This window comes from Bifidobacterium apicola (assembly GCF_042846865.1).
In the GTDB taxonomy this organism is placed as follows: Bacteria; Actinomycetota; Actinomycetes; order Actinomycetales; family Bifidobacteriaceae; genus Bombiscardovia; species Bombiscardovia apicola.
In genome coordinates this window covers 616,136-632,556 of record NZ_BAAFQQ010000001.1, presented here as the reverse complement: position 1 = coordinate 632,556, position 16,421 = coordinate 616,136, and the positions used below count along the sequence as shown (strand labels likewise).

Genomic DNA, 16,421 nt, shown 5'->3' with positions numbered 1-16,421 from the left:
TATGTTTGCGACACCATTTTGATAACCGCTAGTATATCAGAGATTGATCGGATATTTGATTCCCTGATACGTGCTATGATGATAACGAAAACATCTGGTGAACGTCCATTGCAGTTCAGTATGGTCGGAGCTTGATCGTTTATGTTCTTGCAAAGCTTCGAGGGAGAAGGTCAGATATGGCTGCTGTTGCTAGCGGCGATGCTACCAAGTCGAGTGGTGCGCCCCGGGGCCACATGGGTTCTCGTTGGCGTGGTTGGTTGTTTATGGGGCCGTTTGCTGTGGTGTTTGTAGTGGTGTTTGTAGTGCCGGTGTTGTATGCGGTGTGGATTTCCTTGTTCCAGCATCGTATGGTCGGCGGGACGGTGTTTGTTGGGTTGGACAATTATCGTCGTCTGCTGGCTGATGGGCAGTTCTGGTCGTCAGTGCGCCGGGTGGTGGTGTTCACGGTGGTGCAGGTGCCGATCATGCTGTGCTTGTCGGCGTTGATGGCTTTGGCTTTGGATTCGCTGCGTCTGCATGGGATGCGGTTCTTCCGTATTTCGACATTTCTCCCCTATGCGGTGCCGGCGGTGGTGTCGGCGCTGGTGTGGGGATTCATGTACGGGGCGAAGTACGGGCTGGTGGGCTCGCTGAACGCATGGCTGGGCACGCATTTGGACGTGTTGCAGCCGTCGGTGCTTTTGGCGGCGATCGGGAACATCAATACATGGGAGTTCACGGGGTATAACATGCTGATTTTCTATTCGTCGCTGTCGACGGTGCCGCGTTCCTTGTATGAGGCGGCGGCGATCGACGGGGCGAGCGAGTGGCAGGTGGTGCGCCGGGTGAAGCTGCCGGAGCTGCGGGGCTCGCTGGCGATCACCGTGATTTTCAGCATCATCGGCTCTTTCCAGCTGTTCAACGAGCCGAGCGTGATGCAGAACATGGTGCCGGGCAATGCGATCACGACGTATTACACGCCGAACATGTATGCGTATAATCTGAGTTTTTCGGGCAATCAGTCCAATTATGCGGCTGCACTGGCTATTGTGATGGCGGCGTTGACGATGCTGGTGGCGTATGCGGTGCAGCTGCGGAGCATGAGGGAGCAGATGCGATGAGCGTGCTGGATGCTGAGGGCCGCAGGGTGCGTGCGGCCGAGCGTGCGCGGGCTAGGCGCGTGGCGGCGGACGAGCGGGCGGAGCGGCGTCGTGCGGCGGCGAGCGGATTCTCGAACCCGTCGAATCCGCGCCGGTCGGTGTGGCTGACGCTGGCGTGCGGCGTGTTCGCCCTGTACTGCCTGTTCCCCTTCGCCTACCTGCTGGTGAACGCGACGAAGACGCAGGCGGACTTCACGAGTACGTTCGGCCTGGGGCCGGGCCGAACGTTCGCCTTGTGGGACAACATTCGTGAGGTGTTCTCCTACCAGGACGGGATCTTCGCCCGCTGGCTGGCGAACACGCTCCTGTACGTGGTAGTGGGCGCGGGCGGCGCCACGCTGCTGGCGGTGATGGGCGGATATGCGCTGGCCAAGTTCCGGTTCCCCGGCCGCAAGGCGGTGTTCGCTGTGGTGCTGGGCGCGATCAGCGTGCCGGGCATCGCCCTGGCGGTCCCGCAGTTTCTGCTGTTCGCGAAGCTGGGGCTGACGAACACGCCCTGGGCGATGATCATCCCCAGCCTGATCAGCCCCTTCGGCCTGTATCTGATGTGGATCTTCTCGGACCAGGCGGTTCCCGGAGAGCTGCTGGAAGCGGCGCGCGTGGACGGCGCCTCGGAGTGGCGCACCTTCCGCACGATCAGCCTGCCCCTGCTGGCGCCGGGGATTGTGACCTGCGCCCTGTTCACGATCGTGGCGACTTGGAACAACTACTTCCTGCCCCTGATCATGCTCAAGGACGCGGACTGGTACCCGCTGACGATCGGCCTGAACCAGTGGAAGGACCAGGCCAGCACCGCGGGCGGGCAGGCCATCCAGAACCTGGTCATCACCGGCAGCCTGATCACTATCATCCCCTTGGTCATCGCCTTCCTCCTCCTGCAGAAATACTGGCAATCCGGCCTCGCCGCAGGAGCCGTCAAAGAATAGCCAAACAAACCAAAACCGTGCTATAGGCCTTGAGCCGTAGGACAGTGAAAGATATCAGTAGTCATGTGTTGTTGCCAAGGACAACAGAAAAGGAGATAGGGACAATGAGGTTCGAAAAGATGACGAAGGTCATAGCCCTGACAGGTGCTGTGGCCATGGCGTTCGGACTCGCCGGCTGCGGCGGATCCGGCAGCGGTTCCTCTGCGTCGGGCAAGGGCGGGAAGACCGAAATCTTGGTCTGGTCCTGGGATTCGACCCTTCCTCGAACTGTCAAGGGATTCGAAGCCAAGAACCCCGACATCAAGGTGAAGGTCACCAATGTCGGCACCAACAAAAAAGAGTACACGGCCTTGAACAACGCTCTGTCCGCCAACAAGGGCGCCCCTGACCTTGCACAGATCGAGTATTATGCTCTGCCTGAATATGCCACTCAGGACAAGCTGCAGGATCTGTCTGACATGGGCGCCTCCGGATACAAGAGCTTCTATACGCCGGGCACATGGAATTCAGTGAATCTGAATGGGGGCGTCTACGCGCTGCCTATGGATTCGGGCCCTATGGCGCTGTTCTACAACAAGGAGGTGTTCGACAAGGCCGGAGTGACCGAGGTCCCCACTACCTGGGATGAGTATTACGAGGCAGCGAAGAAGATCAAGGCTGTTGGTTCCTACATCACCTCCGACTCAGGCGATGCAGGGTTCTTCGATTCCATGACCTGGCAGGCCGGCGCCAAGCCCTTTGCCACCAGCAAGGACGGCAAGACCGTCACCATCAATCTGACCGGTGACCCCAAGGTCAAAAAGTGGGACGACTACTGGCAGAAAATGATCAATGAGGACTTGATCAACACGAAGATTCCCGGATGGTCGGACGACTGGAACAAGGGCCTCAACGACGGATCAATCGCTTCTTTGCTCACTGGCGCTTGGATGCCCTACAATCTGCTGTCCGGCGCTCCTGATGCCTCTGGCAAGTGGCGTGTGGCCCAGATGCCGACCTGGGAGAAGGGCGGCACAGAGAATTCCGAGAACGGCGGGTCTTCGCTGGCTATGATTAAGACCAAGGACGACTCCAAGAGCAAGGCGGCATATAAGTTCTTGGAATACGCTTGCCACAATGCCGAAGGTATTAAGACCCGTGTCGATGGCGGCGCTTTCCCGGCTGACAACAACACGTTGAAGTCCGACGAGTTCCTCTCTATGACCAGCTTGAAGGATGCCGACGGCAATGACAACGCCTACTTCGGCGGCCAGAAGTTCAATGAGGTGCTGTCGCAGGCCGCCAAGAACGTTCTGCCTGGCTATCAGTTCCTGCCCTTTGAGGTCTATGCTCGCGGAATCTACGGCGACAAGATGACCGCCTTCACTTCCAAGTCGGCCACTCTTGATCAGGGTATAGCGGCTTGGCAGAAGGATCTGCAGAACTACGCCAAGCAGCAGGGCTACACGCTCAAGGAGTAGGGGTGACTCATATCAAACCAGCGCTGTAGCGCGGGTTTCCTTATTGTAGTGCCGGCCAGAGGGGCCCTAGGGTATTTTCCTTTGGTCTTCCTCCGGCCGGTTTTTCATGCACATCGTCGTGTTCTCCCCGTGGCCTTCAGCAAGGCATGAAGCGGGTAAGAGGTTTTGATCACGATCAGTACCGGAATGTTCCATAATTGCAGTGGTCATCTGTTCGATTGTCGTCGCGCAGCGAAGGGGCACCGTCGACAATCCCCTGTCTTCACCGTCTGAAGAAGAATAAAAGGAATACTTATGAAATTCATGCGAACTATGGCGGTTATCGTAGCTGCGGCAGCGACTTCGACAGCCCTGGGCGGTTTTATGCCGGCCTATGCCGAACCTTCCGCACCAGCAACAGTGACGGTGCGGCCAAATCCCTGGTATGCCAATGGCCCATTTCAAGGCTGGGGCACATCATTGGCATGGTTTGCCAATGCCACAGGCCAATACGGTGAACCAGGGTCCATTACCCGCAGCAGCGGAAACCCCGTGACGGATGCCAAAGCACTGGAGTATGGCAAGCAGCTGCGGGAAAAGTTCTACACCAGTATTTTCGGCAAGGAAGGACTGGGGCTGAATAAGGCCCGTTTCAACATTGGCGGAGGCAACGCCTCAGATGTGGCTTATGGATACCCGTTCATGCGTCAGGGAGCGGCTGTTCCCGGCTACTGGGCGGAAGACCAGGATGGAAGCAAGGGGTTGTATGGTGGCGTGACGACCAAACAAGCCGATAAGAATGCCTTGGATCAGGCTTTTGATCCGACATCGGAGGATTCCTACGTGTGGGGTCCCAAGTCTTCCAAGAGCGACGCCGCCAAGTCCGTGCAGGCGCAGGAATGGTGGCTGAAACGCGGAGTCAAAGACGGCGATATCACTCATCTGGAGGCTTTTGCCAACTCAGCCCCCTGGTTCATGACCGAAGACGGATATGCCACCGGCGGTTTTCGATCCGGAGACAACAACCTCAAGGATCCCGAGAAGTTCGCCGGATACATGGCCAAAGTGGTGAGTCATCTGGATCAGTTGAAAGCTGACAACGGCAACAAGGTAAGGATCAATACGGTCGAACCCTTGAATGAGTCGGAGACGGCCTATTGGGGGACGCCGGACGGAAGGGCCTCAGACGATTGGCCCAGTGATCAGCAGGCCCTGATCGCACGCTATTGGAATCGGTACTATGCGGATAAGGACAAGTCCGTCACGCCTTATTCGAAAGCGGTGAAGAAGCCCCAGGAAGGCATGCACGTCGACAACGCCCAGGCTCAGCAAACCATTCTGGCCCTGGACAAGGCGCTCAAATCCGAAGGTTTGAAGGATGTCAAGGTCTCAGCGACAGATGCAACCGACTCCGGACAGTTCGTTGACTCCTACAACCAATATCCGCAGGAGGTTCGTGACGCGATAGGGCAGTACAACACGCATTCATACGGCACCAACCGTCAACGTGTGGCCAGGGACATCGCTCAGGGCGACGGCAAGGTCATGTCCATGAGCGAGGTTGACGGCTCCTGGCAGGGCGGCGGGTTCAACCCCTACGGCTTCAAGAACGGCCTGGGCATGGCAGGGAAGATCAACAACGATGTCTATGCGCTGCAGTCGCAGGATTTCACCTTCTGGCAGGTGGTTGAGGACCTGTATAACATGTCGACCAAAGACCAGGATGTCAACGGGAATCAAGCCAACCCTCAGGGTGAAAACACCAATTGGGGGACTGTCCTGATCGACTTTGACTGCACTGTTGCGGGCAGTGACGGAAAACTGTATTCCGAGCGCGCTGTGGACAACAACGGGGGCAGGACCACGGGCATCAAGCCTTGCTCCGTCGTAGTGAACTCGAAATACAACGCGGTTCGGGCATACACCCAATTCATCCATGAGGGGGATTCGATCCTGGCCAATGATGCCACCAAGGATAATATGACCGCCCGTTCGGCCGATGGCAGGACGCAGACCATCATCCACCGCAACGACAGCGACAGCCAACAGCGCCTGGTCATTGACCTTTCCAAATACGGCAACATCGACAAGAATGCAAGCGGCAAGCTGTTCCTGACCACTGCGCCTGAATCAAAGAGCGATCCCTACGAGGCCACCATGGATTACATGAACGGGTACTCCAATCAGGAGCGTCCCGGAGCGGTCCATATCGATTCAGTCGCCAAGACGGCCACGGTTGAATCGCCTGCTCGTTCGATTGCATCCATTCAGCTGTCGGGCGTGAGCGGCAAGTCCGATCAGGCAGGCGTGCAGGATGGCGAGAGTTACCAGCTTGTAGGGCAACAATCCGGACGAGCACTTCAGGCCCTTGGCGATGGCAGCCTGGCCATTGAAGATTCGGCGCCGGATTCAGGGGCCGGCGCAGCTCAGACCTTCGTCTTCCACCAGGTCAAAGCCCCTCGAGAGCGTCCGGAGCTCAAGCTGTATACCATCACCGATCCCACAGGGAAAAAGATATTGGGGGACCAGGGCACAATGGTCTCTGGCGCCGCTGACAAGGCAAATCCAGATCTGCGGCAGTGCTGGATATTCAACACCGAGGATGGATCCTCGTGGAGTCTGGTCAATGCAGCGAGCAAGAGCGTGCTTGAAGTGAGCGGGCAGGCCACTGCTGCTGGTTCGCCGGTCGGGCTCTACACTTCCAACGGCGGAGACAACCAGGCCTGGACTATGAGATCCACCAAGCCTTCGGGCGTGCAGCAGGTCTATGTCCAGGCTCGAAAAGGCGGACAGCTGAAGATGCCGACGACGGTCACTCCATACTATCCTTGGGGCCTCGGGTCCCCGGTCCCCGTTCAATGGGATACCAGTATGATCGACGTCAGCAAGGAAGGCCGGTATCAGGTCACGGGTCAGACCGTCGATGTGTTTGGCCATGCCGTCGCATGCAAGGCTGAGGTTTATATTGGCGACTTCACCGTCACTGATCCGGTATCCGTCACCCTCATGGTTGGCTCAAGCCGCCAGCAGGTGGAGGATGCAGTCAAAGCAGCCACGGTTTATGCGCACGTCGGAGCCTCCGAGGCTATGGAGGCGGACCGCACGGCTGTGAAGTGGGACTTCTCTCAGCTGGACGGGCAGCTTGCCGGTGCGCGTGCAGGCGACAGACTGACAGTCAAAGGACGCTTGGGATCGGTCGGAGACGCAGGGTTGCCGGTGACGGCCTCTGTCTATCTGATGCAGGCCAAAGAGCAGAACATTGCCGACACCACCAGCAACCTGACGGTCACTGACCAACAGACCGAATACGGCAAGGCTGAACAGTGGAAGAAGCTGACAGACGGGGATACCGCCGCCGAGGCCTGGGTGACATGGAACCCCCAAGGCGATTACTCGCATAGTCCCACCGCCACTCTTGATTTCGGCCAGGAGCGGGAATTGGGCTCGCTGGTCATTACCTATGGTGACCACGCTCCAAGCCGCGCTCAGGCTGAATACAGCTTGGATGGTCTAACCTGGCTCCCTCTGGGATCAGCTGCCAGTCCAAAGCCCGGACAGACCGTGACATTCAAGGGCGATGCCCGGGTCAAGGCCAGGCAGGCTCGAATCGTCAATACGGTGCAGGGCGACTTCATGAACGCCTCCGAAATTCAGGCCTGGGCCATTCCGAAGGCTGATCCAGTGCATAATATCGCCCCCTCCTCCAGCTCTCACTTCAAGGTGAATGTGCAGGAAGGCTCGACGGCTGCGAAGGCCATAGACGGCGACAGCATCCACAAGGGCTGGTCCACCTGGAATCAGGCGGGGATCCCGGTTGCCACCTTCACCTTCGACAATCTTCAATCCATCAGCCAGGTCAAGACCACCTTCTTCCGGGATGGCCGTGCCTCCTGGCCCAAGTCCCAGACCTTGGAGTATCAGGACGACAAGGGCGCCTGGCAGAGGGTCGGCGTGAAGAGCGGCTGGTACGTCCAGCCGGGTTCCGGTGCGGACACCTCTACGGATGCGGACACTCCTGTGGCTGACTTCCGCATGTCTACGCCCATAGTCGCCAAAGCCCTGCGTCTGACCAATACCCTGCAGGATACAGGCGTCTATATCAACGTGGCGGAAATTGAGGTTTTCGGGACGCAGACGCAAGTCAAGGCTGAACCTATGCCGTCCGCAGACAAGGCCCTGGGCGATCTTCGCTTGGATGGCAAGACCATAGACGGGTTCCTTCCTGACAAGACTGATTACACCGTGTCACTCCCTGCCGGTTCGCAAGGCAATCCGAAATTGCAGGCCTTTGCGCGCGACACTGCCGCTACGGTGAAGGTCAGGCATGTGAATGCCGAAGATTCCGTTAAGCGTGACGGGAATATTCTGGGCGGCAAGGATGTGATCACGGTCAATGCGGCTGACGGCAGCGGGAGCTCTGAGTACACCGTCAACTACCTTCCTTCCGTTCTTCAGAAACTGCTGGTCACGCCGCCCAGCAAAACCCGTTATCTGCTCAATGAGCGGCTCGACCTGTCCGGCATGGATGTCAAGGCTGTGTATTCGGTGCCGAATGAGGAACCTGTCAAGGTGGATATCAGCATCAAGGACCCGGAGCTGCTGGTGAGCGGTTTTGATTCAGCACAGCCAGGCAGGAAAAATGTGACCGTGACCTACCGCGGTGTCAGTGCCACCTTCCAGGTGGATGTGGTTGACGGCAATGCAGGAGATGCCGGTTCACAGCCCGGCTCGAGTCATGGTTCAGGAGCCCCCGCTCATGACAAGCAAGAGGGCGGCTCAGACGGTGGCAGCGCCTTGAGCCAGACCGGCGCGAATGTGACGCCAACGATTCTGGCGATCGTGGTCTGCCTGCTATGCGCAGGATCAGCATTGGCTGCGGCTCGTCGTCATCTGAAATGATTCGGAGAAGAGGAAAGCGATGAAGCTCAATCGAAGAAGCATATTGGAATTCGCCGCGGCAGTCGTCGCCTTGGCGCTCCTGTCGCCCGGATCTACGGCTATGGCCGTGCAGGAGAAAGCGGAGCAATCCGGTTCCGCCGGATCCAGTAGGCAGAAAACCGTTCGGGATGATGATCTTAGGGCGATATTGGATACCACGAGGATTGAGGATCTGCGCCCACTGGCCTCAGGTCATCGATCCGATGATCAGAGCACAGCGCCCTATGATCATGCAGAGCCCAACAAGGACGACGTGGATATGTTGAAGCATGCGCGGTCTGCGGCCGAGGGAGTCCTGGCCTCAGGCTCTGCCGATGAAGTCGAGAAGGATCAGGCCGGCAAGAATTTGAAGCAGGCCTTCGCCGCTGTGCGTTTCATCTACCATTACACTGCGGTGACAGGCACCAATGGCGACAGGATTTTTGACAACAAGGGCGATCTGATTCAGGCTCATGGTGCCGGAATCCAACGGGTCAGCGCTGCCCTTCTTCCTGCCGCCGATCGGGGCCTGGACGTGGATGGAGACGGATATGTCTACATCCTGTGCGGCGAGGACAAAACCAGCGGTCTGGTAGCGCATGGCGTGCGGATATACTACTCCGACGATCTGTGCAACTGGGTAGATAAGGGACTGGGCTTTCAGACTTACCAGGGCGACAAGGATCTGGCTGCTAAATTGGCGGGCTCTGACCGCGTCTATCAGCGTTATTACAATGTGGCCAACCTGGAATCCGATCCGGATTACACGAACATCTACGGCCAGGATTTCAAGGCATTCTCCACGGACGCCTCCAATGCCAACATCTCAGGACCTCAGCAGGCCTTGGACTACCTGCTTTGGGATTTGAAGGCGCTGAGAGGCGACGGATCGGATCCGAAGAAGTCCAGCTGTGTCTTCGAGCGTCCCAAGATGGTCTACAACCCGGCGACCAAACGCTGGGTTATCTGGTTCCATGCGGATGGGCCACGATACGGCAACGAGGCCACTGCAACCTATTCCAAGGCTAAGGCCGGGGTCGCCATTTCTGAAGGTTCCGATCCGGCTGGGCCATACAAGTATCTGGGTTCCTTCCGCATGAGTCCCGGCGCCAACCTCGGCAACCCTGGCATGGCGCGTGACATGAACCTGTACGTGGACTCCAGCAAGGATCAGAATCATGACGGCGTTGATGATGCCTATCTGGTGTATTCCAGCAACGAAAACCGCGATCTGACCATCTCGCTTCTGGACAAGACCTACACCAAGCTGGTTGAGCCGAACGCTCGACAGCAGAAGGGCGTCGATGTCTCCGCAGGCGACACCTACAACATCGTGGCCAGCAATAGCAAGGAGTCGCCGGCTCCCTTCAAGTGGAACGGCAGATATTACATCATCTATTCAGGCACTACCGGCTGGGCGCCCAATGAAAACAAGTATGCGGTCAGCCAAGGCGATGATTTTCTGGGGCCTTACTCGGAGGTAGGATCGCCCTTCGTCAAGGGGAATGGCTGGAACCAAAGCCCGGCCAATTCCTTCTCGACCCAATCCAGCTCGGTCATTCCCTATGACCCCGCGCACGGCGTTTTCCTCTATTGGGGCGACCGCTGGTTCAACCCTGACACCGGCAATGACATCAGCCAATCCAGGTATGTGATGACACCGATGCAATTGGTGAACGGGCATGTCCAGGTGCTGCCGGCTGCCGACTGGAAGCTGTCCGGCATGGATAGGTATCAGGCCATCGATGTGGTCAATGCCGATCTGCCGACTGAAAGCAGTTCTGTCAGTCGTATCGTTGCTGCGCTGCCCAAGAGCCTAAGCGTCAGAGTCGGCGGTCAGACAGCCATCCGGCAGGCCACGGTCAACTGGGAGCCCTACTTTGGCGCAGACCGCCCATACGGGCAGGTGACGTTCAAGGGGGAGCTGCCTGATTACCAGAATGCGCCTATCAGCTTCACGGCTTCCATCTATCCGGAAAACTCCCGTCTGTTCATTGACGCAGGTTCGGACCCCTCGAATGAGTCGAGCTACTACCGCAAGCTCAAAACCAAGGCTCCGCAACTGATGAATGCAGACCGCAGCGACCAGGAATACACCGCTCAAGGCAAGTGGGGCCTGGGCAGCCGCAAAGGTGCCGATGTCGAAGCATACGAGACCAGCCAGAACGGCATCTATGAAACAGGCTACTGGGCAAAGTCCGGCAAGGACATACGGTATCAGGCGGATTTGCCAGCCGGTACCTATACAGTTCAGGCGGGCTATCAGGAGTGGTGGAACAACAAGCGCCAAACCGAGTTCTCGGTCGTCTGCCATGACAAGACCATCGGCAAGACGAATATCGTGCCTGTTCAGGCCGGGAATGCCACCGATCCGATCACTTTCACCCTGGAGCATGCCGACAGCGTGACCTTCCTGACAAGATCCACAGGCGGTGGCGATCCTTTGCTGAGCTGGATCGGGGTCTCTGCGCAGGATGACGACCAGGTGGTTTCAGTCCAGCAGGTTCAAGGCATCAGAACATTCAAGCAGGGCAGTCAGCCCGAGCTTCCGGACAAGGTGAGTGTCAGCAAGGCGAATGGAGAAAGCGAGGAGCGGGCCGTGCACTGGCTGACCGATGCGTCGAGCTTGACGCTCTATGCGCCTACCGAGGTGCTGGGCACCGTAGAAGGCACGACACTGCCTGCCAGAGCCAGCGTTCAGGAGGTGGAAGATGGGCTGTCCTACTTCATTGATGTCAATGGAGGGGAGTCCTCGCCCACCTACAATGCGCTGAGTGCCTTGTACGATGGCAAATTGGCCAATGGATCCGCAGACCAGGGCTTTGATGACCTGTGGGGCAATGCCTCTGGCAATTATGGAACGAAGGCTGACGGCAATGCCGACCCCTATGAGTCAGGCGTATTTGCCGGGGCTGATGGCAAGAAGGGGAATCTGTCATACAAGGTTCTGCTGGCACCTGGCGAACATCAGGTCTCCTTCGGTTTCCACGATTGGTGGAGCCAGAGCAGACCGACTGTGATCAGCTATTCCTATGACGGTCTTCCGGCATCCCGTGCAGAGAATCGACTTACGACCGCGACCGTTGACGGCGGACGAACGATTGCCTCAGGAAAGATCAAGATTCCGCAGGGCTGGAACAAGGTAGTCACTTTCACCTTGGATTCCTCTACGGGGACTGGGCCGATACTCAATTGGATCTCCATCAAGGGTCCGCTGCCCCTGGGACCAGTGCCTGTGCAGCAGCAGCCTGTGATCTCGGGGGCCTCCAATGTGAAAATCGATCAGGGTTCCAGCTTCGATCCCAAGGCCGGGGTCACTGCAGCGGATTCCTTGGAAGGTGATCTTACCGGGGCGATTCAAATACAGGGGTCAGTGAACAGCGCCAAGGCCGGGCAATATGCGCTCGACTACACGGTTGCTAATTCAAGGGGCAAACAGGCCTCTGAAAAGCGGATAGTCACGGTCAGCCCCGTTGCAGGCAGCTCTTCCAACAAGCCGAAGGATCCTGGTGACAGCTCCGGCATCAATCCCGGTAAGGGTGCCGGTGTAAAGCACAAGGCCGGAACGCAGAAGCATTCTGAGGGCTCGAGGCTTTCAGAGACGGGATCAAACACGGAATTCTTCCTAGCGATGGCAGCTCTAAGCATGCTGTCGGCCCTGGTTTGCTTCGGGCTGATTCCGCATATCCGTCGGCACAGGATGGAGGACAAACTATAGCGCATCATCCCGGTGCGTTGTGAAATGACGATGCCCCTATCCTCAAGGATAGGGGCATCGGTCAATCTGCTGGACGAGCTGCCTAGCTAAGTCAGACCGTGGTTAAGCCGGACCATGTTCGCACCTGCTCGGTCAGACTTGCTTTCTGGCTACCATCGAGAAGGTCAGGGGGATCTGATGCTGACTGCGAGGCATGACCCATCCCTCAGGGGTGGACTCGAGCATTGGCAGTGACTGCCAGTCGGCCACATCATGCTCGCCAATTGCCTCTATGGTCAGTCCGGCTTCCAGGAGGACGCTGCTTATCTCCTGGAAGTCATGAGCCCAATTGTGATTGGTGGTGTGCGTAATTCGGGGTTTCGTCTCGTCTTCGGCCGAGTCGACTGCCGACGTGTAAGTTTGATCCGTTTCATAGGTCGTTTCTGTTCCGCCGAAATAGTCTTGAACTATCGACAAGCCCTCATTGTCCAGGGCGAAAAGCAGGGGATGGTTGTCGCGGATCATAAATAGTCCACCGTCTGCCAGCAGGGAGGCGATTGAGCGAGCCCAGTCCTCCAGATCAGGAAGCCACGTGATCGTCCCGCTGCTGCTGACGATCACATTGAACGAGCCTTGTTGCTCGGGCATGGCGTTTGCGGCATAACGGGCATCGCCTTGGACATAGGTTATGGATGCGCCGGCCCGTTCAGACAGACTTCTAGCATAATCCAGCGAAGTGGGTGAGAAATCCAGACCATATACGTCTCGAGCTCCCAGACGCCACCATGACAGGGTGTCAACACCTATATGGCATTGCAGATGCAAAAGACGCAACCCTTTGACGCCGTGTTCGGATAGGTGCGGCTTCAAAACCTCCAGATCGCGCAAGGTCACTGCCGACAGGGCCGATGGGTCATCCGCAAAAGCGTCAAGATCTCCATAGCCGCCATTGGCGTGCACAACTGCCCTGTCATTCCAGTTGAGAAGATTATCCTGTACGTCCTCGTTCCGGTGCCTTTCATGAGGCATGGCGCTCCCCTCGAAAAGATGCGTATTGACAGTGGCCGGGCCGGACATTGCTTAAAGCAGGCTGTCAAGTGCAGATTTGCCGATCATGTGCGAACATGCAACTCTGCTATATCCCGAATATCCGCTTCCTTGGCAGATGCAGGGTGCCCCGGATGCGATTCGAACGCACGACACCTTCTTTAGGAGAGAAGTGCTCTATCCCCTGAGCTACCGGGGCAACGGAAACTACTGTACCACGACGTGGGACTTGGGCAGGTCGCCGGTGTGCAGGCTAGCACCGTGCTCTTCCTGGAGAAGTCAGCCTTCTATACCCGCCCGCCATAGGCTTATGGTTTACAATTGCTCAACGGTCGAGCTGACTGCGCATCCCCTGGAAGGGGCCGAGTCGGCGATGATTTACTGGAGGAGACCATGGCGAGATTCAGACAGTCCTTCCTGGTGAGGCATGTCCTTGGGTGGGTGGCTAGGCTGTCGGCGCTGGCAAGCTTGCTGGCTCTGGCGGCGCGAGCCTGTCCGGCATGGCTCTCATCGATGCCTTACCTGCCGGATCTGGCTGCTCTGACGCCTTGGTTCATCTTATTGGGCCTGCTGGCCCTGATCCTGGCTCTGATGGCTTCGCGATGGTTTACGGCTTTGGTGCTTATCGCCGCCTTGGCCCTGAATGTTTACTGGCAGTATCCCTTCTACCAGGAAGGGTCCCAGATCAATGGGCAAGCCGAGCAGTCCATGGCCCTTGAGCATCCTGACCGGTACGACGATGTGGCCCGGGTTATGACGCTGAACGTCTACAAGGGTCAGACCGATGCCGATCAGGTAGTCAAGACCGTCAGCGAAAACCGGGTCGAGGTGATGGCCTTGCAGGAGGTTAGCCAGGATTTTGTGGACCGTCTGCACAAGGCCGGCATCGACCGCTATCTGCCGCACGAGCAGCTTTCCACATCTTCGAAGGAATACGCCAATGGCCTTTGGACGGCCGCGCCGATGCAGTCGCCCTCAAAGGACGACGTGGGTTCTCGTTCCTCCATGATGCCGGCGGCCAGCATCGACTTCGGCAGGGGGAAGACCAGTGTCAGATTCGTTTCGGTCCATACCACCTCGCCGCAACCAGGGAGCTGGAATGCCTGGCGACGCAGCGTGTCCGACCTGGGAAACCTGCGAAAGCATGAGCACACTCGATACGTGCTGATGGGCGACTTCAACGCCACCTATGATCATGCGGTCTTCCGAGACATGCTGGGGGAGCGGTTCAGTGATGGCGCACGTCAGGCCGGGCACGGCATGAGCATGACCTGGCCGGCCAACAGAGCCCCATTGCCCAGGCTGGCGACCATCGATCATGTGGTGGTGGACCGCGGCATCAGGGCCAATCGGCTGCAGACCATACCTATCGTGGGCTCGGATCATGCAGCTTTGCTGGCTACGCTGATGGTGGAGTAGGGGGCTTTTCAGGCATCCAAATTGGACTGGGTGCCAGCCTGGGCTCCGGCGCTGGCCTGCTCCTGCTGGGCGGCATCGAGCTTGGCCCGCACTTGGCCCAGCAGCTCCTGAGCACGTTTGGCCAAGGCTTCGCCGATCTCCCACTGACGCATTGAGGCATCCAGATCCAGGCCACCGGCCTCCAGCGCCTGAACTGCCTGGATCAGCTGATCCCGAGCCTGCTCATAGGGCAGTTTGGCGATGGTCTCGCGTTCCTTCTGGCTCAAGGCCGAGGCCAGTACCGGCTGTTCCTTGCCCTGCTCCTTCTCCTTCTGCTGGGTCTGCTCCTCGTCGGTGTCGCTCATGCCTGCTCCTCTTCTTATACGGTGTGCTAATCAAAAATCCTGATGACGTGGATGATTATATGTGGCTGACCACGTGGGATCGGTCACTGCCCGCTGACGACCTTGGTCTCAATCCGGCCCTCTTTGACAGTCAGGGTCAGATCCTGATCGGTCTGAACCTGCTGTGGGCTGACGACCACCTTCCCGTCCAGGGTCTGCACGACTGCGTATCCGCGGTCCAGCGTGGACTGGGGAGAGAGTGCGGTCAGCGAGGACTGGAGCTTCTCCACGGTCAGGGAGGCATCGTCCACGATCCGTCGAAGGGCGATGTCCAGGCGGACCAGGGACTCGTCGACCAGTCGCTGGGGTTTGTCCAGCATGGTCTGCGGCTTGGTCAGGCTGGGGCGGTTGGCATATCCTTCAATCAGCCGTGTCTCGCCTTCGACCATATTTTCGATCCGTGCATTTATGCGCATTCGGGCTTCCTGGATGATTCCCTCCTGCTCGACCAGGTCGGGCACCACGCGCTTGGCTGCGTCGGTGGGGGTGGAGGCGCGCAGATCCGCTGCTAGGTCGATCAGAGTCCAGTCGTCCTCGTGGCCGATGGCCGAGACGATGGGGGTGACGCAGGCAGCCGTGGCCCGGACCACGGACTCGTCCGAGAAGCCCAGCAGATCCTCGAAGCTGCCGCCGCCCCTGGCCACGATGATCACATCCACAGCAGGATCCGCATCCAGCTTCTGGATGGCCTCGACCACCTCGGGGGGGCACTGAGGGCCCTGAACGTGGGCGTGCACCACGGAGAATTCGATGATAGGCCAGCGCAGGCGAGCGTTGGTGATCACATCCCCCTCGGCTCTGGCCTTGGGTGCGCAGATCAGGCCGATGCGCCGGGGAAACTCGGGCAGGGGAACCTTGTTTTCTGCATCGAAGAGACCCTCGCCCTTGAGCTTGCGCCTGAGCTGGTCGATCTGCTCCTTCAGGTCACCGGTACCAACACGCTTGATCCGGTCGGCCATGAAGCTCAGGCGGGTTTGTTTGATCCACAGGTCGGGCCGCCCGTGCACCACCACTCGGTCGCCCTGGCGGAATTCCCTGGCTTGGGTGGCGAATGCGCGGAAGCCCATGACATTGATGGAGATGTCCTCGAAGTTGTCACGCAAAGTCAAATATGCTGAACCGGTCCGGCGGGTGTTGATCTCCACGATCTGACCCTCCACCCAGGCTCCGGGCCAGCGGGCTACTGCATCATGGTACTTCTGGCTGAGCACGCTGACCGGCCAAGGGTCTTCTTCGGTGGTATCGCGTGCCAGGCGGGGCAGCTGATCCAGGGGTTTGGGTGCCAGTCCTGACGGGGCTGAGCCAGCCGGCGCCCCCATCGACCTTTGCATGTTCGCACCCATGTATGCTCGCACCTGTTGCCTCCTGACCATCTGTTCCGCCAGTCTGACCAACTCATCCGGCATAGCTTGTACAGGATGGCATTCGGGTTGGTCAGCGAAGGAAACGTTCTT

General features: G+C 58.3%; 9 protein-coding genes and 1 tRNA gene. 6 read left to right on the top strand and 4 right to left on the bottom strand.

The window, feature by feature from the left end:
• Positions 1 to 233: 233 nt before the first annotated feature.
• The 5 genes from ACGG9J_RS02770 to ACGG9J_RS02750 all read left to right on the top strand — a co-directional run bounded on the left by ACGG9J_RS02770 (position 234) and on the right by ACGG9J_RS02750 (position 12,139).
• Complete coding sequence (locus ACGG9J_RS02770; protein WP_390135294.1) at positions 234 to 1,100, top strand: carbohydrate ABC transporter permease; 867 nt, start codon at positions 234 to 236, stop codon at positions 1,098 to 1,100.
• Entirely contained in the window at positions 1,097 to 2,065 is a 969-nt protein-coding gene (locus ACGG9J_RS02765; protein WP_390133405.1) for a carbohydrate ABC transporter permease, read from the top strand. The genes ACGG9J_RS02770 and ACGG9J_RS02765 overlap by 4 nt, the downstream gene beginning before the upstream one ends.
• A 104-nt stretch (positions 2,066 to 2,169) precedes the next feature.
• Positions 2,170 to 3,525, top strand: coding sequence for an ABC transporter substrate-binding protein (locus ACGG9J_RS02760; protein WP_390133403.1), 1,356 nt, complete (start codon positions 2,170 to 2,172; stop codon positions 3,523 to 3,525).
• Between the two features lie 531 nt (positions 3,526 to 4,056).
• On the top strand, positions 4,057 to 8,403 hold the full coding sequence (locus tag ACGG9J_RS02755) for a discoidin domain-containing protein (RefSeq protein ID WP_390133401.1): 4,347 nt from the start codon (positions 4,057 to 4,059) through the stop codon (positions 8,401 to 8,403).
• A gap of 19 nt (positions 8,404 to 8,422) precedes the next feature.
• Entirely contained in the window at positions 8,423 to 12,139 is a 3,717-nt protein-coding gene (locus ACGG9J_RS02750) for an immunoglobulin-like domain-containing protein (RefSeq protein ID WP_390133399.1), read from the top strand.
• A 132-nt stretch (positions 12,140 to 12,271) separates the two neighbouring features.
• On the opposite strand, the gene ACGG9J_RS02745 is transcribed toward ACGG9J_RS02750, so the two are convergent.
• On the bottom strand, positions 12,272 to 13,012 hold the full coding sequence (locus ACGG9J_RS02745) for a class I SAM-dependent methyltransferase (RefSeq protein WP_390133397.1): 741 nt from the start codon (positions 13,010 to 13,012) through the stop codon (positions 12,272 to 12,274).
• A gap of 279 nt (positions 13,013 to 13,291) precedes the next feature.
• Positions 13,292 to 13,364, bottom strand: a tRNA-Arg gene (locus tag ACGG9J_RS02740).
• A 194-nt stretch (positions 13,365 to 13,558) separates the two neighbouring features.
• On the opposite strand from ACGG9J_RS02740, the gene ACGG9J_RS02735 reads away from it, so the two are divergent.
• Positions 13,559 to 14,584, top strand: coding sequence for an endonuclease/exonuclease/phosphatase family protein (locus ACGG9J_RS02735; RefSeq protein WP_390133395.1), 1,026 nt, complete (start codon positions 13,559 to 13,561; stop codon positions 14,582 to 14,584).
• Positions 14,585 to 14,592: 8 nt separating this feature from the next.
• Here ACGG9J_RS02735 and ACGG9J_RS02730 read toward each other — a convergent pair whose 3' ends face one another.
• Entirely contained in the window at positions 14,593 to 14,928 is a 336-nt protein-coding gene (locus tag ACGG9J_RS02730; RefSeq protein ID WP_232349618.1) for an exodeoxyribonuclease VII small subunit, read from the bottom strand.
• A gap of 83 nt (positions 14,929 to 15,011) precedes the next feature.
• Positions 15,012 to 16,286 carry an exodeoxyribonuclease VII large subunit gene (gene xseA, locus ACGG9J_RS02725; protein ID WP_390135293.1) on the bottom strand — a complete coding sequence of 425 codons (1,275 nt, stop codon included), beginning with the start codon at positions 16,284 to 16,286 and terminating at the stop codon, positions 15,012 to 15,014.
• Positions 16,287 to 16,421: the final 135 nt, after the last annotated feature.